24 protein-coding genes and 1 pseudogene are annotated in these 26,657 nt (G+C 69.5%); 11 read left to right on the top strand and 14 right to left on the bottom strand.

The annotated features are described in order from the left end of the window. On the bottom strand, positions 1-1,311 hold the full coding sequence (gene hisD / locus CBM2586_RS21505) for a histidinol dehydrogenase (protein WP_145987430.1): 1,311 nt from the start codon (positions 1,309-1,311) through the stop codon (positions 1-3). A 247-nt stretch (positions 1,312-1,558) separates the two neighbouring features. On the opposite strand from hisD, the gene CBM2586_RS21500 reads away from it, so the two are divergent. Continuing rightward, positions 1,559-2,572: a LacI family DNA-binding transcriptional regulator gene (locus tag CBM2586_RS21500; RefSeq protein ID WP_240987987.1), complete on the top strand. Its 1,014-nt coding sequence runs from the start codon at positions 1,559-1,561 to the stop codon at positions 2,570-2,572. Positions 2,573-2,645: 73 nt separating this feature from the next. Beyond that, complete coding sequence (locus CBM2586_RS21495) at positions 2,646-3,620, top strand: tripartite tricarboxylate transporter substrate binding protein (RefSeq protein ID WP_115665014.1); 975 nt, start codon at positions 2,646-2,648, stop codon at positions 3,618-3,620. 51 nt (positions 3,621-3,671) lie between these two features. Here CBM2586_RS21495 and CBM2586_RS21490 read toward each other — a convergent pair whose 3' ends face one another. Next, positions 3,672-4,619: a LysR family transcriptional regulator gene (locus CBM2586_RS21490; protein WP_115665015.1), complete on the bottom strand. Its 948-nt coding sequence runs from the start codon at positions 4,617-4,619 to the stop codon at positions 3,672-3,674. A gap of 90 nt (positions 4,620-4,709) precedes the next feature. Here CBM2586_RS21490 and CBM2586_RS21485 point away from each other — a divergent pair, with 90 nt between their 5' ends. The 3 genes from CBM2586_RS21485 to CBM2586_RS21475 are packed head-to-tail and all read left to right on the top strand — an operon-like array spanning position 4,710 to position 7,938. Further along, on the top strand, positions 4,710-5,930 hold the full coding sequence (locus CBM2586_RS21485; protein WP_115689678.1) for a CaiB/BaiF CoA transferase family protein: 1,221 nt from the start codon (positions 4,710-4,712) through the stop codon (positions 5,928-5,930). Then, a complete protein-coding gene (locus tag CBM2586_RS21480) occupies positions 5,927-6,937 on the top strand; it encodes an NADPH:quinone oxidoreductase family protein (protein WP_115689676.1) in 1,011 nt (336 codons plus the stop codon). Before CBM2586_RS21485 ends, CBM2586_RS21480 begins: the two co-directional genes overlap by 4 nt. Further along, entirely contained in the window at positions 6,934-7,938 is a 1,005-nt protein-coding gene (locus CBM2586_RS21475) for a tripartite tricarboxylate transporter substrate binding protein (protein WP_115689674.1), read from the top strand. The genes CBM2586_RS21480 and CBM2586_RS21475 overlap by 4 nt, the downstream gene beginning before the upstream one ends. A 19-nt stretch (positions 7,939-7,957) precedes the next feature. On the opposite strand, the gene CBM2586_RS21470 is transcribed toward CBM2586_RS21475, so the two are convergent. Next, complete coding sequence (locus CBM2586_RS21470; RefSeq protein WP_115665019.1) at positions 7,958-9,019, bottom strand: VWA domain-containing protein; 1,062 nt, start codon at positions 9,017-9,019, stop codon at positions 7,958-7,960. 74 nt (positions 9,020-9,093) lie between these two features. Here CBM2586_RS21470 and CBM2586_RS21465 point away from each other — a divergent pair, with 74 nt between their 5' ends. The 4 genes from CBM2586_RS21465 to CBM2586_RS21450 are packed head-to-tail and all read left to right on the top strand — an operon-like array spanning position 9,094 to position 13,118. Continuing rightward, the gene (locus tag CBM2586_RS21465) at positions 9,094-10,014 is read left to right on the top strand and encodes a S1C family serine protease (protein ID WP_115665020.1); all 921 of its coding nucleotides are present in this window, start codon (positions 9,094-9,096) and stop codon (positions 10,012-10,014) included. Between the two features lie 11 nt (positions 10,015-10,025). Beyond that, positions 10,026-11,039 carry an AAA family ATPase gene (locus tag CBM2586_RS21460; protein ID WP_115665021.1) on the top strand — a complete coding sequence of 338 codons (1,014 nt, stop codon included), beginning with the start codon at positions 10,026-10,028 and terminating at the stop codon, positions 11,037-11,039. Continuing rightward, on the top strand, positions 11,017-12,051 hold the full coding sequence (locus CBM2586_RS21455; RefSeq protein ID WP_115689672.1) for a DUF58 domain-containing protein: 1,035 nt from the start codon (positions 11,017-11,019) through the stop codon (positions 12,049-12,051). Before CBM2586_RS21460 ends, CBM2586_RS21455 begins: the two co-directional genes overlap by 23 nt. Further along, the gene (locus CBM2586_RS21450) at positions 12,048-13,118 is read left to right on the top strand and encodes a VWA domain-containing protein (RefSeq protein WP_115665023.1); all 1,071 of its coding nucleotides are present in this window, start codon (positions 12,048-12,050) and stop codon (positions 13,116-13,118) included. The genes CBM2586_RS21455 and CBM2586_RS21450 overlap by 4 nt, the downstream gene beginning before the upstream one ends. Before the next feature lie 18 nt (positions 13,119-13,136). On the opposite strand, the gene CBM2586_RS21445 is transcribed toward CBM2586_RS21450, so the two are convergent. From CBM2586_RS21445 to CBM2586_RS21405, 9 genes and pseudogenes are all read right to left on the bottom strand, one after another. Next, entirely contained in the window at positions 13,137-13,745 is a 609-nt protein-coding gene (locus CBM2586_RS21445; protein WP_115665024.1) for a hypothetical protein, read from the bottom strand. Between the two features lie 125 nt (positions 13,746-13,870). After that, the gene (locus CBM2586_RS21440; protein ID WP_115689670.1) at positions 13,871-14,887 is read right to left on the bottom strand and encodes a transketolase family protein; all 1,017 of its coding nucleotides are present in this window, start codon (positions 14,885-14,887) and stop codon (positions 13,871-13,873) included. Further along, positions 14,884-15,729, bottom strand: coding sequence for a transketolase (locus tag CBM2586_RS21435; protein ID WP_115665026.1), 846 nt, complete (start codon positions 15,727-15,729; stop codon positions 14,884-14,886). The genes CBM2586_RS21440 and CBM2586_RS21435 overlap by 4 nt, the downstream gene beginning before the upstream one ends. Before the next feature lie 50 nt (positions 15,730-15,779). Next, positions 15,780-17,108: an MFS transporter gene (locus CBM2586_RS21430; protein ID WP_115689668.1), complete on the bottom strand. Its 1,329-nt coding sequence runs from the start codon at positions 17,106-17,108 to the stop codon at positions 15,780-15,782. An 84-nt stretch (positions 17,109-17,192) separates the two neighbouring features. Further along, complete coding sequence (locus CBM2586_RS21425) at positions 17,193-17,942, bottom strand: SDR family NAD(P)-dependent oxidoreductase (protein WP_115665028.1); 750 nt, start codon at positions 17,940-17,942, stop codon at positions 17,193-17,195. A 168-nt stretch (positions 17,943-18,110) separates the two neighbouring features. After that, positions 18,111-18,998 (bottom strand): LysR substrate-binding domain-containing protein, encoded by an 888-nt coding sequence (locus CBM2586_RS21420; RefSeq protein WP_115689666.1) that lies wholly within the window; start codon positions 18,996-18,998, stop codon positions 18,111-18,113. Between the two features lie 197 nt (positions 18,999-19,195). Continuing rightward, positions 19,196-19,519: a hypothetical protein gene (locus tag CBM2586_RS21415; RefSeq protein WP_115665030.1), complete on the bottom strand. Its 324-nt coding sequence runs from the start codon at positions 19,517-19,519 to the stop codon at positions 19,196-19,198. A 190-nt stretch (positions 19,520-19,709) separates the two neighbouring features. Further along, complete coding sequence (locus tag CBM2586_RS21410; protein ID WP_115689664.1) at positions 19,710-20,660, bottom strand: tripartite tricarboxylate transporter substrate binding protein; 951 nt, start codon at positions 20,658-20,660, stop codon at positions 19,710-19,712. A 218-nt stretch (positions 20,661-20,878) separates the two neighbouring features. Next, positions 20,879-22,248, bottom strand: a pseudogene (locus CBM2586_RS21405) (PLP-dependent aminotransferase family protein). 82 nt (positions 22,249-22,330) lie between these two features. Between CBM2586_RS21405 and CBM2586_RS21400 the strand changes: the two are divergent. Together CBM2586_RS21400 and CBM2586_RS21395 are read left to right on the top strand one after the other, a co-directional pair. Continuing rightward, positions 22,331-22,954 (top strand): FMN-binding negative transcriptional regulator, encoded by a 624-nt coding sequence (locus CBM2586_RS21400; protein WP_115689661.1) that lies wholly within the window; start codon positions 22,331-22,333, stop codon positions 22,952-22,954. 83 nt (positions 22,955-23,037) lie between these two features. Then, positions 23,038-23,655, top strand: a complete 618-nt coding sequence (locus CBM2586_RS21395; RefSeq protein ID WP_115689659.1) for a LysE family translocator — start codon at positions 23,038-23,040, stop codon at positions 23,653-23,655. Between the two features lie 27 nt (positions 23,656-23,682). Here CBM2586_RS21395 and CBM2586_RS21390 read toward each other — a convergent pair whose 3' ends face one another. Both CBM2586_RS21390 and CBM2586_RS21385 read right to left on the bottom strand, forming a co-directional pair. Beyond that, a complete protein-coding gene (locus CBM2586_RS21390) occupies positions 23,683-25,179 on the bottom strand; it encodes a M81 family metallopeptidase (RefSeq protein ID WP_115689657.1) in 1,497 nt (498 codons plus the stop codon). Between the two features lie 30 nt (positions 25,180-25,209). Continuing rightward, a complete protein-coding gene (locus tag CBM2586_RS21385) occupies positions 25,210-26,529 on the bottom strand; it encodes an MFS transporter (protein WP_115689655.1) in 1,320 nt (439 codons plus the stop codon). Between the last annotated feature and the right edge of the window lie 128 nt (positions 26,530-26,657).

Genomic DNA, 26,657 nt, shown 5'->3' with positions numbered 1-26,657 from the left:
TCAGACCTCCACCGCGGTGCCCATCTCGAAGCGGGCGTTCGGAAAGTACTTTGCCATGCGGTCGTCGGCGGTGCGTGCGTGCGCCTCCATGCCCTCCAGGCGCGAGATGCGCGCGGTCACCTGGCCGATCTGCCGCGTCGCCTCGCGCGTCATCTTCTGCCAGGTCAGGGTCTTCATGAACTTGTGCACCGAAAGCCCGCCGGAATAGCGCGCCGCGCCCTTGGTCGGCAGCACGTGGTTGGGGCCGCTGGTCTTGTCGCCAAAGGCCACCGTGGTCTCTTCGCCAAGGAACAGCGAGCCATAGCAGGTCAGGTTGTCCAGCCACCAGTCCAGGTCCCGCGCGTGCACCTCCAGATGCTCGGAGGCATAGCGGTCCGAGACCGCGGCCACTTCCTCGCGGCTGTCGCAGACGATGACCTCGCCATAGTCGCGCCATGCCGCGGTGGCCGCGTCGCGCGCGGTGGGCGGCAACGCCGCGATCAGCGCCGGCACCCGTGCCATCACCTGCTCCGCCATTGCGCGCGAGGTGGTGAACAGCCACGCCGGTGACTCGTGGCCGTGCTCGGCCTGCCCCACCAGGTCGCTGGCGACGATGGCCGGGTCGGCGCTGTCGTCGGCGATCACGGCGACTTCGGACGGCCCCGCAAAGACGTCGATGCCAACCTGCCCGTAGAGCGACCGCTTGGCCTCGGCGACGAACTTGTTGCCGGGGCCGACCACCACGTCGGCGGGCTTGCCGGTGAACAGGCCATAAGCCATCGAAGCGATCGCCTGCACGCCGCCGAGCGTCATGATCACGTCCGCGCCCGCCGCCTGGAAGGCATAGAGCACGTGCGGATGGATGCCCTGGCCGCGGAACGGACTCGAGCACGCCACCACGGTGCCGACGCCGGCGGCCTTGGCCGTCGCCACGCCCATGTAGGCCGAGGCGATATGCGCATAGCGGCCAGCCGGGGCGTAGCATCCCACCACGTTGACCGGGATCACGCGCTGACCCGCGGTCACGCCCGGATGCAGCCCGACCGAGAACTCGCGCAGCGATTCGCGCTGCGCCAGCGCAAATTCCCGCACCTGGCGGATCGCGAAATCGATATCGGTGCGCACCGACGCGGGCACCTCGCGGGTCTGCTTGCGGACCTGGTCCGCGGTCAGCACGATCGCGCCGTCCCAGCCGTCGAGCTTGCTGGCGTACTGGCGCACCGCAGCCTCGCCATGTGCCTGGATCTCGGCCAGCATGTCGGTCACCACTTTCTGCGCGGTGGCGGTTTCCGTCTGCGGCGTTTTGCCGGCTCGTTTCAGGTAGGTGATCATCAGGGTTCCTTGCAGGGGGGTTAAATGTAAGCGCTATCATTTCAGGGCAAAATCTAATCGCGTTCCACGGGTTCAAGCGGGTGTTGCAAATGAAAGCGCTTTCATAAGAAGCTTAGTAGGCAAACCGCTGGGCGCAAGGCAGGGTTTTCCCTTGACCATCGCGCGTGGCGGCGCGCCATTGCCGGCGTAGTCGTGTGCAGCGCACAGATCGGTGACAATGGCGCAACGGCAAACGAGGACAGCAAACGTGCGGCGGACCAGACTTGAAGACGTGGCGAAGCTCGCGGGGGTATCGATGGCGACGGTGTCGCGCGCCCTCTCATCGCCCTCGCTGGTGCGGGAAGACACCCTGCTGCGGGTGCGCCAGGCCATCGACGCGCTCGGCTATGTCCCTGATGCGTCGGCGCGCACGCTGGCCTCCGGCCGCTCGCGCACCGTCGCCGCGGTGGTGCCGACGCTGGACAACGCCATCTTTTCCCACGCGATACAAGGCATGCAGCAGGTGCTGGCGGCCGGCGGCTACCAGTTGCTGCTTGGCTCGCACAACTACGATCCGGACACCGAGACCGACGTGGTGCGGGCGCTGTCCGAGCGCGCAGTCGATGCCATGGTGCTGGTCGGCGCCGACCATGCCCCGGACACGCTGGCGCTGCTGCGGCAATCCGGCACGCGCACCATCCTGACCTGGTCCCTGTCGAACCAGTACCCGTGCATCGGCTTCGACAATTTCGAGATCGGCGCGCAGGCCGCGCGCCACCTGTACGACCTGGGCCACCGTCGCTTCGGCATGATCTCCGGCATCGGCGCCCACAACGACCGCGCGCGGCTGCGCACCGAAGGCTTCCTCGGCACGCTGCGTGCGCTGCGCGCGCCGCTGGCTGTCGGCGCCGTGTGCGAGCAGCCCTACACCTTCGCCGGCGGCCGGGCCGGCCTGCGCGCGGTACTGGCGCAAGCCCCGGCCACGCCGACGGCCATCTTCTGCGGCAATGACGTGCTCGCGCTCGGCTGCCTGTTCGAGGCCGCCGCCATCGGCCTGGAGGTGCCGCGGCAGTTGTCCATCGTCGGCTGCGACGATCTGCCGATCTCCGCCGAGCTCACGCCGGCCTTGACCACGATTGCGCTGGAAAGCAGCGAACTGGGCCGGCAGACCGCGCTGGCGCTGCTGCGCTGGCTGCAGGAAGGCATCGAGCCGGGCCGCATGGAAATGCCGGTCGCGCTGGTGCAGCGCGGCACCACCGCGCCGCCGGGCGCGCCGGGCTAGGTTCCGGCGGCTTCACCACCTGCCGGCAGTTGCGCCCCGCGCCGGCCGTTGCATCACCCTGAGGAGACATAACATGATCACGCCATACCGCTTCACGCTGGGCCTGCTTGCCGCGGGCGCCCTCATCGCTGCCGGCCCGGCCGGCGCGCAAGACTCATGGCCCGCAAAGACCATCCGCTTCGTCGTGCCGTTCGCCGCGGGCGGCGCCAATGACCTGATGGCGCGCGCGGCCGCCGAAGGCGCCAGCAAGGCGCTGGGCCAGACCGTGCTGGTCGAGAACCGCCCCGGCGCGGGCGGCACCGTCGGCGCCGACCTGGTGGCCCGCAGCGCGCCCGACGGCTACACCTTCCTGATCAGCGCCGCCGGGGTGATCTCCAACAGCATGATCAAGAAGTCGATGCCGTTCAAGGATGACGCGCTGGTCCCGGTGGTCATGATCGGGCTCGCGCCTTCGGTCATCGTGGTGCCGAAAAACGCGCCCTACAAGGACCTGCGCGACTTCGTCGAGGCCTCGAAGAAAAGCAGCGGTTTCAACTTCGCCACCGCCGGCACCGGCAGCACGCCGCATTTCGTCGCGGAGATCCTCAACGTGAAGTACGGCGCCAAGCTGCAGCCGGTGCCCTACAAGAGCGGGTCGGAAAGCACCACGGCGGTGCTGGGCGGGCAAGTGGAAGGCACCTCCGAAGCCAGCATCATTGCCCTGCCGCATATCCTGCACGACGGCAAGTTCAAGGCGTTGGCCACTACCTGGACGCAGCGCATCTCGGCCTACCCGCAACTGTCCACCGCGGTCGAGCAAGGCTTCCCGGACCTGCAGATCGCGCACTGGGCCGGCGTCCATGCCCCCCGGGGCACGCCTGACGCGATCCTGGACAAGGTCGCCGCGGCGGTGGACAAGGCCATGAAAGACCCCGCCGCCGCGGCCAGGCTCAAGCAGGTCGGCATCGAGCCGGTCGGCGGCACGCGCGCGGATTTCGTCAAGTTCGTCGACGCGGAGCGCCGTCGCCTGGGCGAGATCGTCAAGGCGGCGAAGATGCAGGAGAAGTAGGCGCACTCGATGCCATGCCGCCTGCGGCCATGACGCCGGGGCGGCACTGGCTCAACTGGCCGCCGCGGGCAGTTTGCGGCTGCCCCAGTTCTCGGCCTGCCGCTCCAGGTGCAGGCGGATGAAGTCCATCAGCGTGCGCGTGGCCAGGGTCGGATAGCGGTTGGGCGCGGTCAGCATGTAGACACTGTCGCCGACGCCCTCGGCTTCGCATTCGGCCAGCACCTCGCGCATCTGCCCGGACTGCAGTTGCCGCCAGACCGCGTAGCGCGGCAACAGCGCCACGCCCAGCCCGCCCATCACCGATTCGAACAGGAACGGATAATCGCCTGACTGGATTCGCGGCGACACGCGCAGAGTCATGGGCGTGCCGGCCAGCCATACCTTGAGCGTAAAGCGGCGTCCCAGCGATGCCGGCGCAATCATGTCGCAGCGTTCCAGGTCGGCCACGGTACGGACCGGCCCGTGGCTGTCCAGAAACGAGGCCGACGCGCACAGGCACCAGCCGACCGCGCAGATGCGCCGCGCCACGTGGTCGTCCGGCGGCTGCGAGGTGATCTTCAGTGCCACGTCGACCTCGGCCGGGATCAGATCGCCGATGTTGTCGTTGATCACCACACGCAGCGATATCTGCGGATAGTTGCGCGCGAATTCGAGCAGCAGCGGCGTCAGGTAGAGGTGGCCAAGGCCGGTCGGCAGGCGGATCCGCACGTCGCCGCGCACCACCTCGCCGAGACTGTCGATCGCGGTGCCGGCGGACTGCAACTCATCCAGCATGCGCAAGCCATGGGCATACAGCAGTTGCCCGGCCTCAGTCAGTTCGACATGGCGGGTGGTCCGGCGCATCAGTTGCGCGCCGAGATGCCGCTCCAGCAGCTTCAGGCGGCGCGACACGTTGGAGCGCGTCATGCCGCTGCGCTGCGCCGCCGCCGTCAGCGTGCGCGACTCGACCATGGTCACGAACAGCCGCACCAGGTTGAGATCGAAAGCATTGTCAATCATCAGTCAACACCATTGGCACAAGTCGAGGGATTGTTTCAGCGGGAGGCCAACCCTAGCATAAAGCTCTCCTTTATCGCTGCTGCCGAGTTCATGCCTCCTCCGTCGCTTACCCATCCTGATACGGAACTGCCCTTCGCCGGCCTGCGCGTGCTGGACATCAGCCAGGGCATCGCCGGCCCGTATTGCGCCCACATCCTGTGGAAGCAAGGCGCGCAAGTCATCAAGGTGGAGCCGCCGGCGGGCGACTGGGGCCGCAAGGTCGGCGTGGTGCGCGGCGATACCAGCGCGCTGGCGCTGGCCTACAACGGCGGCAAGCGCAGCGCCTGCATCGACGCCACCACCGGCGCTGGCAAGGCCGTCCTGCTCGGCCTGGCGCTGCAGGCCGACGTGGTGGTGCAGAACTTCCGCCCGCAGGTTGCCGAGCGCCTGGGCGTGGGCTATGCCGCGCTGGCCGCGCAACGCCCGCAACTGGTTTATGTGTCGATCAGCGGCTATGGCCCGGATGGCCCCTATGCCGACTATCCGGCGTCGGACTCGGTGATGCAGGCCGATTCCGGACTGATGTTCGCCAACCGCGACGCCGACGGCGGCGCGCGCCGCATCGGCATGCTGCTGGCCGATGCCGCCACCGGCCTGTATGCCGCGCAGGCCTGCGCCGCGGCGCTGTGCCGGCGCTATCGCAGCGGCCGCGGTGGCCATGTCGAGCTGAACCTGTTCGAGGCCTGCTGCGCGCTGCAGGCCAACAACCTGCTCGAGCATGCCCTCGGCGGCCCCGCCGCCGCGGGACCGGTCAGCGCGCCCAACGGCGTCTATACCAGCCGCGACGGCAGCGTGACGCTGCTGGCGCTGAACGACACCCAGTTCGGCAAGCTGTGCCGGGCGCTGGACCATGCCGACTGGCTCGATGATCCGCGCTTCACCGACAACGCCGCGCGCATGGCCCATGCCGCGCTGCTCAACCAGCTGGTGGCAAGCCGGATCGCCACGCGCACCACCGCGCAATGGCAGGAGATCCTGAGCCGGCATGACGTGCTGCATGCGCCGGTACGCAGCTATGACGACGTGCTGTCGCACCCCCAGGCGGTGCATCGGCAAAGCTTCCAGACCCTCGCGCAGCCCGGGCTGGGGCCGCTGCCCTTTGCCGGCATCCCGGCGCGCGGCATGCGCCGGGATGCCGGCGCGGCGCCGGCCAACGGCGAGCATACCGTCGAGATCCTGCGCGACGCTGGCTTCGCCCAGCCCGCCATCGACGACTGGCTGCGCCAGGGCGTGGTGCGGCAGGCCCCAGCGGCCGGGGCAGGTGTCCAATGAAGGCGCTGGTGTGCGAGCGCTTCGGCAGCGTCCATGACGTGGCGGTGCAGTCGATCCCGGCGCCGGCGCTGGCAGACGCGCACGCGGTGACGATCGCCGTCGAATACGCCAGCGTGAGCCATGCCACCGGCCTGATGATCGCCGGGCAGTACCAGCGCCGCCCGCCGCTGCCGTTCGTGCCGGGCACGGAAGCCGTCGGCCGCGTGCTCGCCTGCGGCGATGCCGTCACGCGGCTGCGCCCCGGCGACCGCGTGGTGGCGGTCGCGGACTGGGGCTGCTTTGCCGAACAGGTGACCTTGCCCGAATACACGGTCTACCGCGTGCCGGACCAACTGCCGCCAGCGGTGGCGCTGCCGGTCCCGATCTCATACGGCACGGCCTATTGCGGGCTGGTCTGGCGCTGCGCGCTGCGCGCCGGCGAGACCGTGCTGGTGCTGGGAGCCGGCGCCGGCGTGGGCCTGGCCGCGGTGGAAATTGCGCGCGAACTCGGCGCCACCGTGATCGCCTGCGCCAGCACCGAGGCCAAGCGTGCCGACGCACTGCGGCGCGGCGCCTCGCACGCGCTGGCGCCGGCAGGCCTGGCGGGCGCGGTCAAGGCGCTGACAGACGGCCGCGGCGCGGACGTGGTGGTGGACCCGGTCGGCGGCGAGCTGTTCCAGCAGGCGCTGCGCGCGGCGGCGGCCAATGCCCGCATCCTCAGCATCGGCTTTGCCAGCGGCACCATCCCGCAAGCGCCGGTGAACCTGCTGCTGGTCAAGAACCTGACGCTGCACGGGTTCTTCTTTGGCCGCTACATCGGCTGGACGCCCGCCAATGAACGCGCGCAGCACGCGGCGGCGCTGCAGCAAGTCATGGCGACGCTGTTCGACTGGGCCGCGCAGGGCAAGCTCGCGCCGACGGTGTCCGCGACATATCCGATCACCGGCCTGGGCGATGCCCTGGCCGCGCTGGAATCCCGCCAGGTGGTGGGCAAGGTAGCGATAAAAATCAAGGAGACAGAGACGTGAACACTGCAGACCCGAAACCCCGTGCCGCCTGGACGCGGCTGCGCGCGGCGCTGCTGCTGGCGGCCGCAAGCGCCCTGCTGCCGGCTGCCGCCGGCGCGCAGGAATTCCCGCAGCACCCCGTGCGCATGGTCTTGCCCTACCCCGCCGGCGGCCCCACCGACCTGCTGGCGCGCGTGGTCGCGCTCAAGATGGGCGAGAGCCTGGGCCAGGGCGTGGTGGTCGACAACAAGCCTGGCGCGAGCGGCATGATCGGCGCCGAAACCGTGGCGCGCGCGGCGCCCGACGGCTACACCATCCTGGCCAATGCCTCGCTGCATGTAATCAACCCCAGCATCCAGCCAAAGATGCGCTATGACGCGTTCAAGGACTTCGTGCCGATCACGCAGCTGGCCGACGTGCCGCTGGTGCTGGTGGTCAACAACGCCTCGCCGGTAAAGACCGTGCAGGACCTGATCGCCTATGCCAGGCGCGAGGGCGGCGCGCTCAACTTCGGCTCGGCCGGCAACGCCTCGGCCCAGCACCTCGCCGGCGAATCGTTCAAGCTGGCGGCCAAGGTGCCGATGCAGCATGTGCCATACAAGGGCAGCGCGCCGGCACTGACCGACCTGATGGGCGGCCAGATCCAGCTGATGTTCGACTCCATGCCGTCGGCCATGCCCTTCATCAAGTCCGGCAAGCTGCGTGCCGTCGCCGTCACCACCACGCGCCGCGCGAGCGCGTTGCCCGATATCCCGACGGTGGCGGAATCCGGCCTGCCCGGCTTCGACATCAGCACCTGGTATGGCCTGTGGGCGCCGCGCGGCACGCCGGCAGCGGTGGTGGAAAAGCTGGCCGCGCACGCGGGCGCGGCGCTGAAGCGGCCGGACGTGCGGCAGCAGTATGCCGACATGGGCGCGGAGCCGGTGGGCTCTGCCCCCGCCGACTTTGCCCGCTACAACGCTGCCGAAGGCAAAAAATGGGCGGAAATCGTGCGCCGCTCGGGCGCGAAGGCAGACCAGTAGCGTCAGCGTGCCAGCGCCCTCACCGCCGGAACCACACCATCGACAGCCCGCACGCCACTGCCAGCAGCAGCACCGCGCCGGCGGCGAACAAGGCACCCAGCTCGGTTTCCCTGCGCTCAAGCGCAAAGCGCGCGCTGAGCTGGCGGTACACCTGGGTCAGGTCGGCCGCCGAGCCCGCGTGAAAGTACTCGCCGCCGGTAATGTTGGCGACCGCACGCAGCGCCGGCTCGTCGAGCTGCATGAAGTAGGACAGGCTCGACTCGGGCGCGCCGGTGACCTGCTGCGAGCCAAAGCCGACGGTGTAGACGCGCACGCCCCGCTGCGCGGCCACGCGCGCGGCATCGAGCGGATCCGGGCCGGTGGTGCGCCGGCCATCGCTGAGCAGGATCACCGCGCCATGCCGGTAGGAGCCGGGCTGCGCCGCCTGCTGGTTCTGTTCGCGCCGGCGCGCGGCATCGGCCGCGGCGGCCTCGTCCAGCGAGGCGCCGCGGCCGGCGCGGTCCGAGCGGCTGCCGAACAGGATCACTTCGAGGTCGATGCCGTCTTCAGGAAACAGTACCGCCAGCGCCTGGAACAGCCCGCTGCCGGTGGCGGTGCCGCGCTGCAGCTGGAAGCGCTCGATCGCGTCGAGCATGTCTTGCCGGTTGTCGGTGGGCGGCAGCACCACCGCCGCGGTGCCGGCGAAGGAGACGATGCCCAGCCGCACGCTGGCCGGCAGCCCCACCACCAGGTCGCGCGCGGCCTGCTGGGCGGCGCTGATGCGGTTGGGCGGCACGTCGGCGGCCTCCATGCTGCGCGAGGTGTCCATCGCCAGCACCAGGGTCACGGTGTCGGCCGGCAGCGTGATGGTGGCGCTGGGGCGCGCGCAGGCCAGCAGCGCGGCAGCCAGCGCGAGGAAGAACAGCAATGGGGGAATGTGGCGCCGCAGGCGTTGGCGCGGGCCGAGCGCGGCGCGCGGCAATGCAAGGCTTGCATACAGCACTGCGGCCTTCTTGCGCCGCGCGAGCAGGTACAGGTAAGCGGCTGCAAGCACCGGAAGCGCAAGCAGCAACCAGAGCATCTGCGGCCAGAGAAACTGCATGCCCTGCTCCTTGGCGCGTGGGTAAGAGGATGGTACTGTATTTTCCACGGCGGGACGGGACCTCGGGGGCTGCGATGAAACGGGTGACGATCTACGGGTGGGTCTCGGCGGCCGTCGCGCTGGTTCTCGCCGCCGGGGTGGGCTCGGCGTGGCTGTTCCAGCCCAAGCCGCGCGCGCTGACGCAGAAGGACATCGACGCGGCCGTGCTGCATACGCTCGAGACCAGGCCCCTGCCCTCGCGCACCGCGATGGCGGCCGAGGCGGTGCGTGAATCGGTGGTCGAAATCCGCAACTACCCCGCGCCGGAGAAACCCGCCGATGCGGCTTCCGCGCCGCAGGCCGGTCGTGACGCCCCTGCCACGCCGCCCGAAGCCGCACCCTCCTCTCCCCCCGCCCACACCGTCCCGCCTCTGCCCAGCGAGCGCCCGTCCGGCAACGGCGCGGAGAACACGCCGGAATCCCGCCACATCGGCTCGGGCGTGGTGGTGACCGAGCGCGGCGTAATCCTTACCAGCCTCCACGTGATTGCCGGGGCGCGGCGCCTGGAGCTGACCTTCCACGACGGGCACACGTCCGAGGCCACCGTGCTGCAGACGATTCCCGAGAAAGACCTGGCGGTGATCCAGGCCAGGTCGATCCCCGACGACCTGCCCGCGGCAACGCTGGGTTCGAGCCGGGACCTGCTGCCCGGCTCCGAAGTGGTCGCGGTGGGCTTTCCGTTCGGCATCGGCCCGTCGGTGTCCGCCGGGGTCGTGTCCGGGCTGGACCGCGAGTTCGTCGCGCCGGACAACAAGCGGACCCTGGACAAGCTGATCCAGTTCGACGCCGCCGTCAATCCGGGCAATTCGGGCGGCCCGCTGGTGAACATGAATGGCGAGGTGGTGGGCATCGTCACCGCCATCCTCAATCCCGGCAACAGCGGCACCTTCATCGGCATCGGCTTCGCCACCACGATCGAAAGCGCCGGCGTATCCATCGGAACTTCTCCTTTCTGACGCGGGGACCTATGAACGACCAAGCCAGGGGCGCAGCCGACAGCGCCAACTTGATGGAACGCCTGCTGTACGAGGTAAAACGCGTGGTGGTCGGACAGGACCACTTTCTCGAACGCGTGCTGGTGGCCATCCTGTCCGGCGGCCACCTGCTGGTGGAAGGCGTGCCCGGGCTGGCCAAGACCCTGACCGTCAACACGCTGGCGCGGACCATGAGCGGCACCTTCAAGCGCATCCAGTTCACGCCGGACCTGCTCCCCGCCGACCTGGTCGGCACGCGCATGTACAACCAGGGCACGGGCGAGTTCTCCACGGTGCGCGGTCCGGTCTTCGCCAACCTGCTGCTGGCCGACGAGATCAACCGCGCGCCGGCCAAGGTGCAGAGCGCGCTGCTGGAAGTGATGCAGGAAAAACAGGTCACCATCGCCGGCGAGACCCATCGCGTGCCCGCCCCCTTCCTGGTCATGGCGACGCAGAACCCGATCGAAACCGAGGGCACCTACCCGCTGCCCGAAGCGCAGGTCGACCGCTTCATGATGAAGGTGCTGGTGGGCTACCCGTCGGAAGAGGAAGAAGTGGTGATCGTCAACCGCGTTACCGGCCCGCGCATCAGCGTGAGCCCGGTGGCCACGCCCGAGCACCTGACCGCGCTGCAGGAGGCCTGCCGCAAGGTGTATGTCGATCCCAGCCTGGTCCAGTACGCGGTGCGGCTGGTCGCGGCCACGCGCAGGCCGGGCGACTACGGCCTGGCCGACCTGGACCGCTACTTGTCGTTCGGGGCCAGCCCCCGCGCCACCATCGGCCTGATCGAAGGCGCGCGCGCGCTGGCCTACCTGCGCGGCCGCCACTACGCCCTGCCCGAGGACGTGACCGACCTGGTGCCCGACGTGTTGCGCCATCGCCTGTCGCTCTCGTATGAGGCCATGTCCGACGGCGTGACGGCCGACCAGCTCATCACGCGCATCTCGCAGGCGCTGCCCGTCCCCGAGCGGCCCATGGAATCCCATGTTCGGGCTGCGGCGGACTAAGCGCCGGGACGCCCCGGATCCCGCGCCCGGGATCACGTCCGGCGCTGTAGCCGGCGTTAAATCCGGCGTGGCGTTGGCCGGCGTCGGCGCGAACCAGACCGACGCCCTGCTGCGCCGCCTGGAATGGACCGTGGTGCGCCGCCTCGACGGTCTGCTGCAAGGCGACTACCGCACCCTGTTCCGCGGCTTCGGCCTCGACCTTGCCGACCTGCGCGAATACCACCCCGGCGACGACGTGCGCCATATCGACTGGAACGTGACCGCGCGGCTGCAGACGCCGCATGTGCGCGAGTACCAGGAAGATCGCGAAGTCGCGGCCTGGTTCCTGCTGGACCTGAGCGGGTCGATCGACTTCGGCTCGGGCAGCGTGCGCAAGCGCGACCTGCTGAGCGACTTCACCACCGTGATGGCGCTGCTGCTGACGCGCTATGGCAACCGGGTGGGTGCCGTGCTCTATGGCGGCGCCGTCGACGTCGACGCCACGGTGGTGCCGGCGCGCGCCGGGCGCCGCCAGTTGCTGCACCTGCTGCACCGCATGCGCGCCACGCCCGCCGCAGCGCCGGGCGACACCCGCCTGCGCGACCTGCTCGAGCGCGCCCGCGCGGTGGCAAGGCGGCGCTCGGTGGTGTTCGTGGTGTCGGATTTCATCAGCGCGCCGGGCTGGCAGGCGTCGCTGGGCATGCTGGCGCGGCGGCATGAAGTGGTCGCGGTGCGGCTGGTGGATCCGCTCGAAACCGCCTTGCCGGACCTGGGACTGGTGGTGCTGCAGGATGCGGAAACCGGCGACCAGTTGTTCGTCGATACGCATGACCCGTCCTTCCGCAAGCGCTTCGCCGCCGCCGCCGAGGCGCGCGAGGCGGAGCTGCGCCAGGCCTTCGCGCGCGCGGGGGTGGCATGCCTGACGCTGTCGACCTACGCCCGCCTCGACCTGGCGCTGCTGAGCTTCGCGCGGCAGCGCCGGCGCCGGCAAGGCAGCGCCAGGGCCGCGAACCTGGCCAGGGAGCCAGCATGATCGATACCATCAGCCGCCTGCCCCTGTTCAGCTTCCTGTGGCCAGGCATGCTGTGGCTGTTCGCGCTGGTCGGCGGGCTGGCGGCGGGCTATGTCTGGCTCGACCGGCGCAGGCGGCGCGCGGCCGTGCATTACCCGGCGCTGAAGACGGCGGGCGTTGCCACCCGTGGCGGCGCCGACTGGCGCCGCCACGTTGCGCCCGGGCTGATCCTGCTGGCGCTGGCCGCGCTGATCGCCGCGATTGCGCGGCCCCAGGCCGTGATGATGCTGCCCTCGCGCATCGAGACCGTGGTGCTGGTGATGGATCTGTCGGGCAGCATGCGGGCCCAGGATGTCAAGCCCAGCCGCCTGCGCGCTGCCCAGCAGGCCGCCACCGTCCTGCTGGAGGCGCAGCCCGCCGGCGTCAGCGTCGGCGTGGTCGCCATGGCCGGCACCGCCGCCGTGGCGCAGGCGCCCACCCGCGCCAGGGAGGCCGTTGCCACCGCGATCGAGCGCCTGCAGCCGCAAGGCGGCACCGCGCTGGGCAACGGCATGCTGATTGCGCTGACCACGTTGTTGCCGGAACTCACGCCCGAAGCCGAGCGGCTGATGAACGACGACACGCCGGTGCCAAGACAATCACGGGGCCTGGTCAATCCGCCCGGCGACAGCGAGCCGGTGAAGCCGGGCTCCTATACCGCCGGCGCGATCGTGCTGTTCTCCGACGGCGAAAGCAACGCCGGCCCGGCCGCGATGCGCGCGGCACAACTCGCCGCCGAGCACGGCGTGCGCATCTATGCCGTCGGCGTGGGCACGCCTGAAGGCGTGGTGCTTTCGGTCGAGGGCTGGTCGGCCCGGGTCAGGCTGGACGAGAAGGTGCTGAAGGAGGTCGCCGATGCCACCGGCGCCGAGTACTTTCGGCTCGAGGACGCCGCCGAACTGAAGCGGGTGTACCGCGCCCTCAACGCGCGGCTGGCGTTCGACAAGCGCAGCCAGGTCGAGATCACCGCGCTGTTCGCCGCGCTGGGCGCGCTGCTGGCGACCTGCGCGGGGCTGTTGTCGCTGTGGTGGTTCGGTCGCGTGATGTAGTGGGCCGCGGGCGGCAAGTCAGCGCGCGGTGCGCGGCGTGACCGAGATCGCGATCGCCTCGGTGTAGACCGCCTGCACCTGCTCGCCGGCACGGACCGCCTTCAGCTGCTTCGGATCCGCGACGTGCACGTCCACCACCCTGCCCTGCGGACCCTTCAGCGTGACCATGCCGGTGCGGGTGTCGACCGCCACCACGTCCGCGGTGACCGTGACCTCGCGCCCGACCATGCCGCCCGGCTTGGCGCCCGGCGCGGCGCGCTGGGTGATCTCGCGCTCGCTGCTGGAGCGGATGCCGCTCTGGCGGTTCAGGCTCACCGACAGGGCCTGGCTGTATTCCGCCGTGACCGCATCGCCCACGCGCAGCTGCCCGAAATTGCGCACGTCGTCGCCCACCTGCACGTCAGTGAGCTTGCCTTGCTCATCCTTGAGGGTAATGGTGCGGGTGGCCGCATCGATGGCCGCCACCGTGGCCGTGGCCTTGACCGTGCCGGTGGTGCGCGTCGCGCCCACGCCGGAAACCGAGTCGACGCGGGTCTCGGGTTGCGCCAGCGCCATACCGGGCGCGAGGGACGCGGCGGCCACGGCGGCCGTAAGCGCCGCCGCCACGATGAGCTTGCCGGATTTCATGCCGTTCTCCCTGCTTTCGAGTTTGCCGTGGGCCACCGTGCGCGATGCCGGCAAGGGGCCGGCACGTGACGGACAGGCCTGTTAACCATAGCAGAGGGAAAGGCAGTCTGCGGGCCGCGCCCGGGCTAGCCGAGCCAGCCCTTGATCGTTTCCGCGAGCACGTTGGCCGAAATGCCGTAGCGGTCGTGCAGCGTAGGCAGGGCGCCGGCATCGAGGAACGCATCCGGCAGCCCGGCCTGCCGGAACGGCACGCAGGCGCCGGCGCGCATCAGCGTGGTCGCCACGGCTTCTCCCAGGCCGCCGATGACGCTATGGTTCTCGGCCACCACCACCAGGCGGCCGGTGCGCCGGGCCTCGCGCAGGATGGCATCGGTATCCAGCGGCTTGATGGTCGGCACGTGCAGCACCGCCACGCCGATGCGATCCCGCTCCAGCGCGTTGGCCACCTCGAGCGCGCGCATGGTCATGATGCCCGACGAGATTACCAGCACCTCGGCGCCGTCGCGCAGCAGCGTGGCCTTGCCGAGCTCGAACTGGTAGTCGTACCGGTCCAGCACCACCGGCACGTTGCCGCGCAGCAGGCGCGCGTACACCGGGCCGTTGTGCGCCGCGATGGCCGGCACCATCTGCTCGATCTCGACCGCATCGCACGGGTCGATCACGGTCATGTTCGGCATGGCGCGCATCAGCGCCAGGTCTTCGGCGGCCTGGTGGCTGGGGCCGTAGCCGGTAGTCAGCCCGGGCAGCGCGCACACGATCTTCACGTCGAGGTTGTCCTCGGCAATGGCCTGGTGCATGAAGTCATACGCCCGCCGGGTCGCGAACACCGCGTAGGTGGTGACGAAGGGCTGCGCCCCTTCATGCGCGAAGCCGGCGGCGGCGCCCATCAGCAGCTGCTCGGCCATGCCCATCTGGTAGTAGCGCTGCGGGAATGCCTGCGCGAAGATATGCAGGTCGGTGTACTTGCCCAGATCGGCGGTCATGCCGATCACGTTCTGCTTGTGGCGGCCCAGCTGCGCCAGCGCGTGGCCAAACGGGGCGGAGCGGGTGGCCTGCCCCTCGCTTGCGATGGAGGCGATCATCGCCGAGGTCTTCAGCTTCGGCTTGGCAGCAGTGGTGGCGGTGGCGGTGGTATTGCTCATGCTTGTCTCCCGGCTTCCAGGGCCTGCAGTGCGAGTTGCCATTCGTGGGCATCGACGCGGATAAAGTGGTTCTTCTCGCGCTGCTCGAGGAACGGCACGCCGCACCCCATGCGCGTATCGCAGATGATCATGCGCGGCTGCGCGCCGCGGTGCTCGCGCGCCGCGCGGAAAGCGGCGGCGACGGCGTCGATGTCGTTGCCATCGACGCGCTGGGTGAACCAGCCGAACGCTTCCAGCTTGGGCAGCAGCGGCTCGAACGCCATGACCTGCGTGGAGGGGCCGTCGGCCTGCTGGTTGTTGACGTCGACGATGGCGATCAGGTTGTCCAGCTTCCAGTGCGCGGCGGACAGGATGCCCTCCCAGATCGCACCCTCGTCCAGTTCGCCGTCGGAGAACAGCGTGTAGACGAAATTGCCGGAGCCCTTGCGCCTGAGGCCCAGGCAGCGGCCCACGGCAATGGTCAGGCCCTGCCCCAGCGAGCCCCCGGACATCTCCATGCCGGGCGTGTAGCTGGCCATGCCCGACATCGGCAGGCGGCTGTCGTCGCTGCCATAGGTCTCCAGCTCTTCGGCGGGCAGGATGCCGGCCTCCAGCAGCGCCGCGTACAGTGCGATGGCGTAGTGGCCGTTGGACAGCAGGAAGCGGTCGCGCCCTTCCCATTCGGGATCGTCCGGGCGGTAGCGCATGGCGTCGAAATAGGCCACGGCCAGCACGTCGGCGATGTCGAGTGCCTGGCCGATATAGCCCTGGCCCTGGACCTCGCCCATGAGCAAGGCGTTGCGGCGGATGCGGTAGGCGCGTTCCCGCAAGGATACGGCCTTGTCGGTGGTGGCTTGTTGCATGGTGTCTCCAGCAATCGGTTGGATCAGCATTTCAGGAAAAGGAAGCGGCCTCAGCGGTTCACGGACCTGGCCGGAACCATCAGCACCAGCACGGCTCCGAAGACCACGGTGGCGGAGATGAACACAAGTCCCGCGGTCGACTTTCCGGTCAGGTCGTTGAGCCAGCCCACGATGGCGGGCGAGAAAAAGCCGGCCAGGTTGGCCACGCAGTTGACCGCGGCGATGCCGGCGGCGGCGGACATGCCGCCCAGCAGCGCGGTCGGCAGCGCCCAGAACTGCGAGGACGAGGCCAGGATGCCGGCGGCGGCGACGCACAGGCATACCAGCGAGGCGCTGACACTGCCCAGCAGCGGCAAGGTGGCAAAGCCGGCGGCGGCGACCACCATCGGCACGATCAGGTGGAAGCGACGCTCGCGGCGGCGGTCGGCGCTCATCCCCACCAGCGGCAGCGCGACGATGGCGCACAGGTATGGCAGCGCGGTATAGATGCCGACCCACAGCGGGTCCGCCACGCCGGCCTTGCGGATGATCGTCGGCAGCCAGAAGGTCAGCCCGTACTGGCCCAGCACCACGCAGAAGTAGATCGCTGCCATCAGCCACAGGCGGCGGTCGGCCATGAAGGAGCGGATCGACATGTGCTCCACCTTCTGCGCGTTGTCGCCATCGATATTGCGCTTGAGCAGCGCCTTCTCGGCGTCGGTGAGCCAATGCGCCTGGTCGATGCCGTTGTCGAGGTAGTACAGGATGGCCACGCCCAGGCACAGCGACGGCAGCGCCTCGATCAGGAACAGCCACTTCCATCCGGCCAGGTCGCCCACACCGTGGAAGGCATGCATGATCCACCCCGACAGCGGCCCGCCCACGATGCCCGCCAGCGGGATCGCCATGAAGAACATCGACAAGGCCTTGGCGCGCCGCTCCGACGGGAACCAGTACGTCAGGTAAAGGATCACGCCCGGCGCGAAGCCGGCCTCGGCCACACCCAGCAGGAAGCGCAGAAAGTAGAACTGGGTCGGCGTCGTGACGAAGGCGAAGCAAGCCGAGATCACCGCCCAGGTCAGCATGATGCGCGCCAGCCAGCGCTTGGCGCCGACCCGGTGCAGGATCACGTTGCTGGGCACCTCGAAGATGAAGTAACCGAGGAAGAAGATGCCGGCGCCGAGGCCGTAGACGGTCTCGCTGAACTGCAGGTCGCTCAGCATCTGCAGCTTGGCGAAGCCGACATTGACGCGGTCGAGGTAGGCGCCGAGGTAGCACAGCATCAGGAACGGGATCAGCCGCTTCACCACCCTGGCGTAGGTGCGGGTCTCGAAGCTGGCGGCCTCGGCGTGCAGCGTCGCTTCGCCGCCAATGGGCGAAGCCGCGTATTTGGTCTTCATCGCTTGTCTCCTGCCTGGTGGCGCCGCGCTGCGGCGCACCGGCTGTTGTGGAATCCCGCCTCGGTCGGGCGGCTGGGTTCGGATTTAGTGGATCAGCATGCCGCCGTTGACGTCGAGCGTGATGCCGGTCAGGTAGGCGGACATGTCGCTGGCCAGGAACACGCAGGCGTTGGCGACGTCGGCGGCGTTGCCCAGGCGGCCCAGCGGGATGCCCTTGATGATGTCAGCGCGCATCTCGGGCGTGAGCTTGTCGCCGGTGATGTCGGTCTGGATCAGGCCTGGCGTGATCGAATTGACCCGGATGCCGTCGGGCCCGAACTCGCGCGCCATGGCGCGCGCCAGGCCCAGCACGCCGGCCTTGGCGGCGCTGTAGTGCGGCCCGCCGAAGATGCCGCCGCCGCGCTGCGCCGATACCGACGACATGCACACGATGCTGCCGCGCTGCTGCGCGCGCATCTGCGGCAGCACCGCCTGCGACATGTACAGCGTGCCGCGCAGGTTGACGTCGAGCACGGCGTCGTAGTTGGCCGCCTGGATATCGAGGGTGCGCACCGGCTGGGTGATGCCGGCATTGTTGACGAGCGCGTCGATGCGGCCATAGCGCTGCAGCACGGCATGCGCCGCGCGCTCGCAGGCAGCCTTGTCGGTCACATCGCAGGCCAGGCCGAGGTGCTGGTCACCCAGTTCGCCGGCGGCGGCCTGCGCGTCTTCCAGGCGCAAGTCCAGGATGACGACGGTGGCGCCCTGGGCGGCGAAGGCCCTGGCGGTGGCCTTGCCGATGCCGCGCGCCGAGGCGGCGCCGGTGATGATGACTACGTTGTTCTCGACCAGCATCTGTGTCTCCTGAATTGGACTTGGGATGTGTCGAGTGTTGTCGCTGGCGGCCCGGCGATCAACGCGGTCTGCCTCAGCTATTGCTGAGAAATTTTCAAACGTCGGCGACGGGCACTTCAACCGGCGCCGCTCCGGTCACTTTGCCAGCCATGCCCGGGTTGCGCGGGTTCAGGGCGAAGCCGGCAACTGGCGCTCGAGCCAGGCCAGGAACCGCGCCACGCGCGGCATTCCGGCGTTCTGGGCCGGGCAGACCACGTGGTGGCTGCCCACCTCCAGCGCGTGGCTGTCGTCGAACACCGGCACCAGCGCACCCTTGCGGATCTGCACCGATGCCAGCAACGTGCTTTCCAGCGCCACGCCCAGTCCCAGTGCCGCCGTCTCCAGCGACATGTAGGAGCGGTCGAAACTGAAGTCGAAGGTCTTGTGCGAAGCCGGCACGCCGAAGCGCGCGAACCACTGTTGCCACTGCACCAGCGGCGTTTCGGAATAGATCAGCCGCTGCGCGAGCAAGTCCTCGGGTGTACGGATCGGATGTTTTTCGAGATAGGCGGGCGAAGCCAGCGGCGCGATCGTCTCGCGCCGCAGCGTCTTCACCTGCAGGTCGCGCCAGTGCGCATAGCCATGCCGGATATCGACATCGTAGTAGCCGCTGGTAAACGACACGTCTTCATACGAGCACGACAGGTTGAGCTGGATGTCGTCATTGTCGGCCTGGAACGATTCCAGCCGCGGCAGCAGCCACATCAGGCCAAAGCTGGGACTGGAATGCACCCGCAGGATCTCGATGCTGGCCGGGCTGGAAGCGCGCTCGGTGGCGCGGTTCAGGTCCGCCAGCACGCCGGTGACATCGCGCAGGTACTGCTCGCCCACCGGCGTCAGCGCCAGCCCGCGCCCCTGGCGGAAAAACAGCGCCTGCCCAAGCGCCTCTTCCAGGTTGCCGATCTGGTGGCTGACCGCGGATGCCGTCAGGCCCAGCTCCTCGGCGGCGCGGCTGACGCTCTTGGTTCGGGCAACGCTCTCGAAGGCGATGATCGCCTTCACCGGTGGAATTCGCATGGGTGGCAGGGATCGGGCCCGGGAGCGCCGAGGCACCTCCATCCCGATCGCGGTCAGGAACATGCCCGGATTCTACTTCGGCGGTCCGCGGGCGCCGACGTTCCGCTACTCAGTCAACAGCTTGATGACCGCGTGCGCGCGTATTGCATGAACGCCGCAACCCGCGCGCCATGCGGGCAGGGCCGGGGCCGCCATGTTCACAGCGGCCCCGGCAGCGTCTTCAGGCCCAGCCACAACACGCCGATGACAACGTTGACCGGCACGCACAGCGCGCCCGGCACGTAGAAAAGCGCCGACAGCGCCGGCGCGGCCAACATCAGCTCCACCGCGCCGCCCAGCGCGTAGAACAACACGCCGCACCAGAGCCAGCGCCGCATGTAGGTCAGCAGCCAATGCGCGCGCGCCTGGTTGAAGTGCCAGGCGCGCGTGCGTTCGGCGCGGTTGCCGCGGCTGGCGTCCCGGAACAGCCAGCCGAAGAAAAAATAGCGGTACAGCAGGGCGCTGAAGCTCGGCTCTTGCATGATCACTCCTTTGGCCGCTGCCAGCCGGGGGAGTGCGGAATTCACCCACGCTCGGGGTGCATGCGGCGATGGCAGCGGCAGGTACACCACCAGCGTACCAAAGAAGCGGGGCTAACCGGAGCCACGGATGCCCCGGCATGACTGGCCGCACTAAGACAGTGCAGCCGCTCGCGCGGTGATCACACGCTGATCACTGCAGGCTGATATCGAGTTGCTGCACCACGCGCTTCTCGCGCTCGAACTGTTCCGCCGCGAACCTGGTGTAGTCCGCGCTGTTGAGGTGGACCGGCTCCAGGTCGATGGCCTCGAGCGAGCGCAGGTAGGCCGGGTCCTGCGCCGCGCGGAAGAATGCATCGTGCAGCTTCCTGACTACCGCCGGATCCATGCCGCGCGGGCCGACGATGCCCACCAGCGAGCTGGCGGTGATGTCGTAGCCGCGCTCTTTCAGGGTCGGCACATCCTTGAAGCGCGCAAAGCGCGCGTCGCCGACGATGGCCAGCGGCCGCACCTTGCCGGCCACGGCGAATTGTCCCCAGCCCGGATCGAGCACCGCATCGATGTCGCCGCCGATCAACGCCATCATCTCCTCGGCGCCGCCCTTGTAGGGCACGAAGGTGAATTTCGCGCCGGCGGCGCGGCCGAGCTTTTCCATCGAGATATGTCCCGAGCTGCCGATGCCGACGGCACCGTAGGTCACTTTGCCCGGGTTCGCCCTGGCGTAGGCAAGGAATTCTTCCAGCGTCTTCCAGCGCGCGTCGGCGCGGACCACCAGGCCATAGCGGTAGTTGGTCAGGCCGATGATGTAGGTGAAGTCCTTGAGCGGGTCGTATGGCGTCTTTTGCAGGTGCGGCATGCGGAAGATGTTGGCCGCGACCATCGACAGCGTGTAGCCGTTCGGCGCCGCGGTCTGGGACATCACCTGGGCCGCCAGCGTGGCGCCCGCACCCGGCTTGTTGATCGGCACCACGCGCTGGTCCAGCTCCTTGCCGGCGGCTGCCAGCAGCGTGCGCAGCGAGCCGTCGTTGGGACCGCCGGGCGGGAATGGAATCCAGAACTCGATCGGCTTGGCCGGAAAATCGCCCGCCGCTGTCGCCGCCATCGCGGCCGGCGCTGCCGCCGCGCAGACCGTCAGTGCCGCCATGGCCCTCGCCACGACCGATAGCAAACGCCCCCCCATTCCACGCTTCGCGATAGCCATGCCCTGTCTCCTGGTTGTCGTTCTGGTGTCGCCGCCCGGTGTGCCGGCCGCGGTCGTTTTCGACAGACGTTAGAGCGTTGCGCCAGGCGGGCCAATTGCCGTTCTGTTCAATCTCATTGGCAGAAATGCCCCGCATTGCGGGGCCGGACCAGCCGGACCGTTCACGCCGCCAGCGCCGCGACCACCGTGCCCAGCACCCGCACGCCCTGCTCTATCTGCGCGGTGGTCAGGCTGGCGTAGCCCAGCACCAGGCCGGCGGCCCGGCGCCGGCCAGACCCATGCGGCCGGGCATACAGCGCCGAGACCGGGTACACGCCCAGGCCGGCGCCGCGCGCGGCGGCCACCAGCGCCGGCTCGTCGCGCGGCCGCAGCGACGGCAGCCACAGCACCACGTGCAGTCCGGCGGCCGTGCCGCTGACCTCGGCATCGCCGGGCAGGTGGCGCGCAATGCCATCGAGCAGCGCCGCGCGGCGGCGCTCGTTCTCGCGGCGCATGCGGCGCACATGGCGCTCGTAGGCGCCGCTGTCGATCAGCGCGGCCAGCACGCGCTGCTCCAGCACGGGCGCATGGCGGTCGGCCAGCCGCTTGGCCTGCTGGAACACCGGCACCAGTTCCGCCGGCAGCACCAGGTAGCCTAGCCGCAGCTGCGGCGACAGCGCCTTGGAGAAGGTGCCGACGTAGATCACGCGGCCGTCGGTGTCGATCGCGCGCAGGGTGTCGATCGGGCGCTGGCCGTAGCGGAATTCGCCGTCGTAGTCGTCCTCGACGATCCACGCGTCATGGCGCCGCGCCCATTGCAGCAAGGCCTGCCGGCGCCCGATCGGCAGCACCCCACCGAGCGGGAACTGGTGCGACGGCGTCACATAGGCTAGCCGGACCCGGCCATCCGCGGGCAGGCTGGCGGTATCCATGCCATGCCCGTCCACCGGGACCGCCAGGCAGCTGGCGCCGGTGGCCTCGAAGCAGCGCCTGGCCATCAGGTAGCCGGGGTCTTCAAAGCCAAAGCCATCGCCGTCGTCCAGCAACAGCCGCGCGCACAGGTCGATGGCCTGCTGCGAGCCATGCACCACCACGATCTGCCCGGCGTCGCAGGCCAGCCCGCGCGCGCGGCGCAGATAGCCCTGCAGCGCGCGCCGCAGCGATGCCTCGCCTGCGGGCGCGGCGTAGGACAGGCTGTCGTGCTGGCGCAGCAGCTCGGCCTGCCAGGCACGCCGCCAGGCCAGCGCCGGGAAGTCGCGCCAGGCCACCGCGCCGTACAGGAAATCGATGCGGACCGGCTCGCAGCGGCTGCAATGCGCGCCGCCCGCCCTCTCGCCGTGACCAGGAAACCCTCCGCCGCCAGCTGTTCGTAGGCCGCGGTCACGGTGGTGCGCGATACCCCCAGCTCGGCCGCCAGGCCGCGCGTGGATGGCGCCGGCGCGCCCGGCGCCAGCGTGCCGTCGGCGATCTGGGCGCGCAGCAGGTCGTAGATGCGGCGTCCCGCGCCGGTGGCGCCGGCACGCCTGCCCGCGGGCTGGTCTGACTGGCCCATTCAAATTCCTTTAAACTGGTCCTTCCGATTGTGCCAGTTGTCGGCGACAGTATCGACCATCCGATCGCACCAGGCCCCCACGATGTACCTCCCCGACCATTTCGCCGAGCCCCACCCCGACGCGCTTGCCCGCATCATCCATGCGCATCCGCTGGGCATGCTGGTCACGCACGGCCAGCACGGCCTGGATGCCGACCATCTCCCGTTCGAATTCGACCCCGGCGCCGGTGCCCACGGCGTGCTCACCGCGCACGTAGCGCGGGCCAACCCGGTCTGGCAGCGGTGCCCGACCGGCACGCCGGTAATGGTGGTGTTCCGCGGCCCCGAGGCCTATATCTCGCCGAACTGGTATCCGAGCAAGCACGAGACGCAGCGCCAGGTGCCGACCTGGAACTATGAAGTGGTGCACGCCCACGGCATCCTCACCGTGCGCGACGACGAGCGCTTCGTGCGCGGCCTGGTCGCCCGCCTGACGCGGCGGCACGAGGCCGCCGAACCCCGCCCGTGGAAGATGGGCGACGCCCCGCCCGACTACCTCGACGCCATGCTGCGCAGCATCGTCGGCATCGAGATCGCCGTCACGTCGCTGGTGGGCAAGCGCAAGCTCAGCCAGAACAAGGACACGCGCGACCGTCTGGGCGCGGCGGACACGCTGCAGGCGCGCGGCCGCGCGGAGCTGGCGCAGTCGATGCGCGACGCGGTCTGAGCCGGCGTCCCCGCATGCGCTGAGCCCGGCACGCCCGAGCGCGCCGCACCACGCGCCCCCTCACCAGCAAGGAACCCCGAACCATGTCGCTGATTCCCTTCCTGATCGCCGCCGTCGTGCTCGCCATCACCCCCGGCCCGGCCATCGCCTATGTCGTCGCGCGGACCGTGGCCGGCGGGCGGGCGGAAGGCCTGGCTTCATGCCTCGGTACCGGCATTGGCGGGCTGCTCCATGTGTTCGCGGCCGCGGCAGGCCTGTCGCTGCTCATCGCACGGTCGGCGCTGGCGTTCAGCCTGCTCAAGTACCTCGGCGCGGCGTACCTGGTGTACCTGGGCATCCGGCTGCTGCGGCGCAAGGAGCCGCCCGCCACGGTCGCGTCGGTGCCGTCGCGAGGCGCGCGCCGCGCGCTGCTCGATGGCGTGATGGTCGAGGTGCTGAACGTCAAGACCGCGCTGTTCTTCCTGGCGTTCCTGCCGCAGTTCGTCGCGCCGGGCGCGGCGGCGGTGTCGCAACTGGTGCTGCTGGCCGGCATCTGCGTCGCGCTCAACACGCTGGTGGACGTGGTGGTGGTATTTGCCGCGCACCGCCTGCTCAGCTCGGGCGCCGCGCGCGCGGCACGCGCACGGCTGATGACCCAGGCTTCCGGCGCCACCATGGTGGGCCTGGGCGCGTTCCTGGCGCTGGCGCGGCGCGAGGCGTGACGGGCCCCGCTTGCCTGCCGGCCGGCATCAGCCCTGGAAAGGCCGTCCCATCGGCTTGAGCCGGAGGCCCGGGGCCAGCCGGGTCCAGGGCAGGTCCGCCGGATCCGCCGTCATCGGGCCCGGCGCCTTGGCCACCAGCACCGCGTGGGCGATGCCCTGGAAATCGGCGCGGAAGTGCACCGAGCTCTTGTTGACCAGGATCTTCATCGCCTCGGGCTCGACCCCGCCCACGCGGAACAGGTTGCGGTCCAGCATCTGCGCCTTGCCGGCACTGACGACGACCTGGACATCGTCGATGCGCAACAATGCCACAGGCCCGATATCGGCCAGCATGCCGTGCATCATCGGCCCGCCGTAGCGGCATACGCCATCGGACAGCTTCAGCACCTCGAAGCGGCCTTGCAGCGGCGCATCGCCGGGCACCCCGGATACGCCGCCGAGTGCGACCTCGATGGTCGCGCCCACGCCGGCGCGGTGCGCCTCGGCCACCACGGCCGGGTCCCAGATCAGGCCGATCGCTGCCTGCCGCGCGCCATGGCGCAGCAGCGCGCGCAGCATGCCCATGGTGTTCGAATCGCCGCCCGCGCCGGGGTTGTCCTGGGTGTCGGCGATGACCACCGGGCGCGTCGCGCCCTCGGCCAGGCGCATGGCTTCGAGCACGGCTTGGTCGGGCGCGAGGAACGGCACCTCCCAGGCCGGCTCGTCGGCCAGCATGCGGTCGTACAGCGCCTGCACCGCCGCTTCGGCCGAAGCGGCGTCCTCGCCATAGCCCCAGATCACCGGACCGCACTCCGGAAAATCGGCGGCCGGAAAGCCCGGGGCAAACGACAGCGACACCACGGCGCCGCGTTCGCGCTGCTGCAGCAGCGCATACATGGCGCGCCCCGGCTCCAGCATCGTGCACATGCCGTTGATCGGAATCAGGAACGGCAAGCGGCGCACCGCGCGCCGCAGCGGCCGCTGGCCCGCCAGCAGGCGCTGCAGCAAGGCGGCGGCGCGCGCGCCGGTCTCGGCCATGTCCACGTGCGGATAGGTGCGGTAGGCCACCAGCGCATCGGCTGCCTGCAGCATGGCCTGCGTGACGTTGGCGTGCAGGTCGAGCGAAGCCACCACCGGCACGCCGGGGCCGACCGTCGCGCGGATGCGCGCCAGCAGCGTGCCCTCGCCGTCATCGGTGTGCTCGGCCACCATGGCGCCGTGCAGGTCGAGATAGACCGCGTCGAAGCCGCCCGCGCGCGCGGCGCCGACGATCTCGCCGGCGATGCGCTCGTACGCGTCCTCGGTCACGTGGGCCGACGGGCTGGCGCCGGCCCAGATCACCGGCAGCAGCGTCCAGCCGTACCGCTCGCCGGCTGCCATGAAGCCGCCGGCCGGGATGTTGACGTCGCGCAGCGCGCGCATGCCGTCGCCACGCACCATCGCGGGAAAGCCCTCGCCGCGCTCGAAGCTGGCGTAAGTCGCCTTTGACGGCGCAAAGGTGTTGGTCTCGTGCTGGAAGCCGGCGACCAGGATCCGTGTTGCCAAGGTTCTTCTCCGTGAATCAAGGGTCCGGCGTCAGGCCGGCGACACCGCGCCCTGCGGCGCCGGCATCCGGTTGGCCACCAGCACCGCCGCGCCGGCCAGCAGCAGCGCCACCATCACCAGCAGGCCGGCCTGCATGCTGCCGGTGGCGGTGCGCACGGTGCCGATGATGGTCGGACTGAGGAAGCCGCCGATCAGGCCGATGGTGTTGATCAGCGCGATGCCGCCCGCCGCGGCATCGCCCTCCAGGTATTGCGAGGGGATCGCCCAGAACACGGTGTAGGCGGCCCACATCATCGCCGTGGCGATGGTCATGCACAGCAGCGACACCGGCAGGTTGCCGCTGGACTGCGTGGCCACGGCCAGCGCCACCGCGCCGGCAAAGGCGGGCACCGCGCTATGCCAGCGGCGCTCGCCAAGGCGGTCCGAGCTGCGGCCGATCACAAGCATGGCAATCGCCGCGGCAATAGAGGGAATCATCGAATACAGCCCGATCTGCATGGTGTCGGTGACGCCATCCGCCTTCAGGATAGACGGCAGCCAGAAGCTAACCGCGTAGATGCCGCAGATCATGGTGAAGTAGGCAAAAGCCAGCAGGTACACGCGCGGATCGCGCGCGACCTGGCCGAACGAGTGGTGCGCGCCCGCCGGTGCCTGCAGTTCGGCGGCCAGCATGCGCTTCTCCGCGTCGCTGAGCCAGCTCGCCTCGGCCGGCCGGTCGGCCAGCACGCGCAGCGCCAGCGCACCAAGCAGCACGCACGGCAGCCCTTCGACCAGGAACATCCATTGCCACCCTGCCAGGCCGTGCGCACCGGACAGCGCGGTCATCAGCCAGGTCGAAAGCGGCGAGCCAAAAATGCCGCCGATGGGCCCGGCCAGCATCACCACCGCCATCACGCGGGCCATGCACCGCTGCCCGTACCAGTAGGTCAGGTAGAAGATCATCCCGGGCGCAAAACCGGCCTCGAATACGCCGAGCAGGAAGCGCAGCACGTAGAACGTGGTTTCGTCGCGCACGAACATCATGCCCGCCGAGGTCAGGCCCCACAGCACCAGGATGCGGCTGATGGTCTTGCGCGCGCCGATCCGGGGCAGCAGCAGGTTGCTCGGGATCTCGAACAGCACATAGCCAAGGAAGAAGATGCCGGCGCCGAGACCGTACACCGCATCGGATAAGCCCAGGTCGCTCTGCATCTGCAGCTTGGCGAAGCCGATGTTGACGCGATCCAGGTAGGCAAAGGTGTAGCACAGCAGCAGGAACGGCAGCAGGCGCCAGTTCAACTTGCGGTACAGCGCCTGCTGCGCGGCGCTGCCGCTTTCCGTCGGGGTGCTTGGGGGCAGGGATGTGGACATGTCGATCTCTTTCCGGTGCTCGGCTCTGGTGGATGCGATGTCTGTCGGTGGCAGGCGTCGATCGTCTGGTATTTGAAAAAACAGAGCAAGAGCAACTTAAGTCGGCTATCGTTGCCCTGCCGGCAACA

Origin of the sequence: Cupriavidus taiwanensis (assembly GCF_900250115.1) — a bacterium.
In the GTDB taxonomy this organism is placed as follows: Bacteria; Pseudomonadota; Gammaproteobacteria; order Burkholderiales; family Burkholderiaceae; genus Cupriavidus; species Cupriavidus taiwanensis_B.
The sequence above is the reverse complement of the archived record's forward strand: the minus strand, read 5'-3'. Positions and strand labels throughout refer to the sequence as shown.

Coding starts and splice junctions, on each gene's coding strand:
- hisD (WP_145987430.1), bottom strand. CDS start 1,311: ATGATCACCTACCTGAAACGAGCCGGCAAAACGCCGCAGACGGAAACC.
- CBM2586_RS21495 (WP_115665014.1), top strand. CDS start 2,646: ATGATCACGCCATACCGCTTCACGCTGGGCCTGCTTGCCGCGGGCGCC.
- CBM2586_RS21490 (WP_115665015.1), bottom strand. CDS start 4,619: ATGATTGACAATGCTTTCGATCTCAACCTGGTGCGGCTGTTCGTGACC.
- CBM2586_RS21485 (WP_115689678.1), top strand. CDS start 4,710: ATGCCTCCTCCGTCGCTTACCCATCCTGATACGGAACTGCCCTTCGCC.
- CBM2586_RS21480 (WP_115689676.1), top strand. CDS start 5,927: ATGAAGGCGCTGGTGTGCGAGCGCTTCGGCAGCGTCCATGACGTGGCG.
- CBM2586_RS21470 (WP_115665019.1), bottom strand. CDS start 9,019: ATGCAGTTTCTCTGGCCGCAGATGCTCTGGTTGCTGCTTGCGCTTCCG.
- CBM2586_RS21465 (WP_115665020.1), top strand. CDS start 9,094: ATGAAACGGGTGACGATCTACGGGTGGGTCTCGGCGGCCGTCGCGCTG.
- CBM2586_RS21460 (WP_115665021.1), top strand. CDS start 10,026: ATGAACGACCAAGCCAGGGGCGCAGCCGACAGCGCCAACTTGATGGAA.
- CBM2586_RS21455 (WP_115689672.1), top strand. CDS start 11,017: ATGTTCGGGCTGCGGCGGACTAAGCGCCGGGACGCCCCGGATCCCGCG.
- CBM2586_RS21450 (WP_115665023.1), top strand. CDS start 12,048: ATGATCGATACCATCAGCCGCCTGCCCCTGTTCAGCTTCCTGTGGCCA.
- CBM2586_RS21445 (WP_115665024.1), bottom strand. CDS start 13,745: ATGAAATCCGGCAAGCTCATCGTGGCGGCGGCGCTTACGGCCGCCGTG.
- CBM2586_RS21440 (WP_115689670.1), bottom strand. CDS start 14,887: ATGAGCAATACCACCGCCACCGCCACCACTGCTGCCAAGCCGAAGCTG.
- CBM2586_RS21435 (WP_115665026.1), bottom strand. CDS start 15,729: ATGCAACAAGCCACCACCGACAAGGCCGTATCCTTGCGGGAACGCGCC.
- CBM2586_RS21430 (WP_115689668.1), bottom strand. CDS start 17,108: ATGAAGACCAAATACGCGGCTTCGCCCATTGGCGGCGAAGCGACGCTG.
- CBM2586_RS21425 (WP_115665028.1), bottom strand. CDS start 17,942: ATGCTGGTCGAGAACAACGTAGTCATCATCACCGGCGCCGCCTCGGCG.
- CBM2586_RS21420 (WP_115689666.1), bottom strand. CDS start 18,998: ATGCGAATTCCACCGGTGAAGGCGATCATCGCCTTCGAGAGCGTTGCC.
- CBM2586_RS21415 (WP_115665030.1), bottom strand. CDS start 19,519: ATGCAAGAGCCGAGCTTCAGCGCCCTGCTGTACCGCTATTTTTTCTTC.
- CBM2586_RS21410 (WP_115689664.1), bottom strand. CDS start 20,660: ATGGCGGCACTGACGGTCTGCGCGGCGGCAGCGCCGGCCGCGATGGCG.
- CBM2586_RS21400 (WP_115689661.1), top strand. CDS start 22,331: ATGTACCTCCCCGACCATTTCGCCGAGCCCCACCCCGACGCGCTTGCC.
- CBM2586_RS21395 (WP_115689659.1), top strand. CDS start 23,038: ATGTCGCTGATTCCCTTCCTGATCGCCGCCGTCGTGCTCGCCATCACC.
- CBM2586_RS21385 (WP_115689655.1), bottom strand. CDS start 26,529: ATGTCCACATCCCTGCCCCCAAGCACCCCGACGGAAAGCGGCAGCGCC.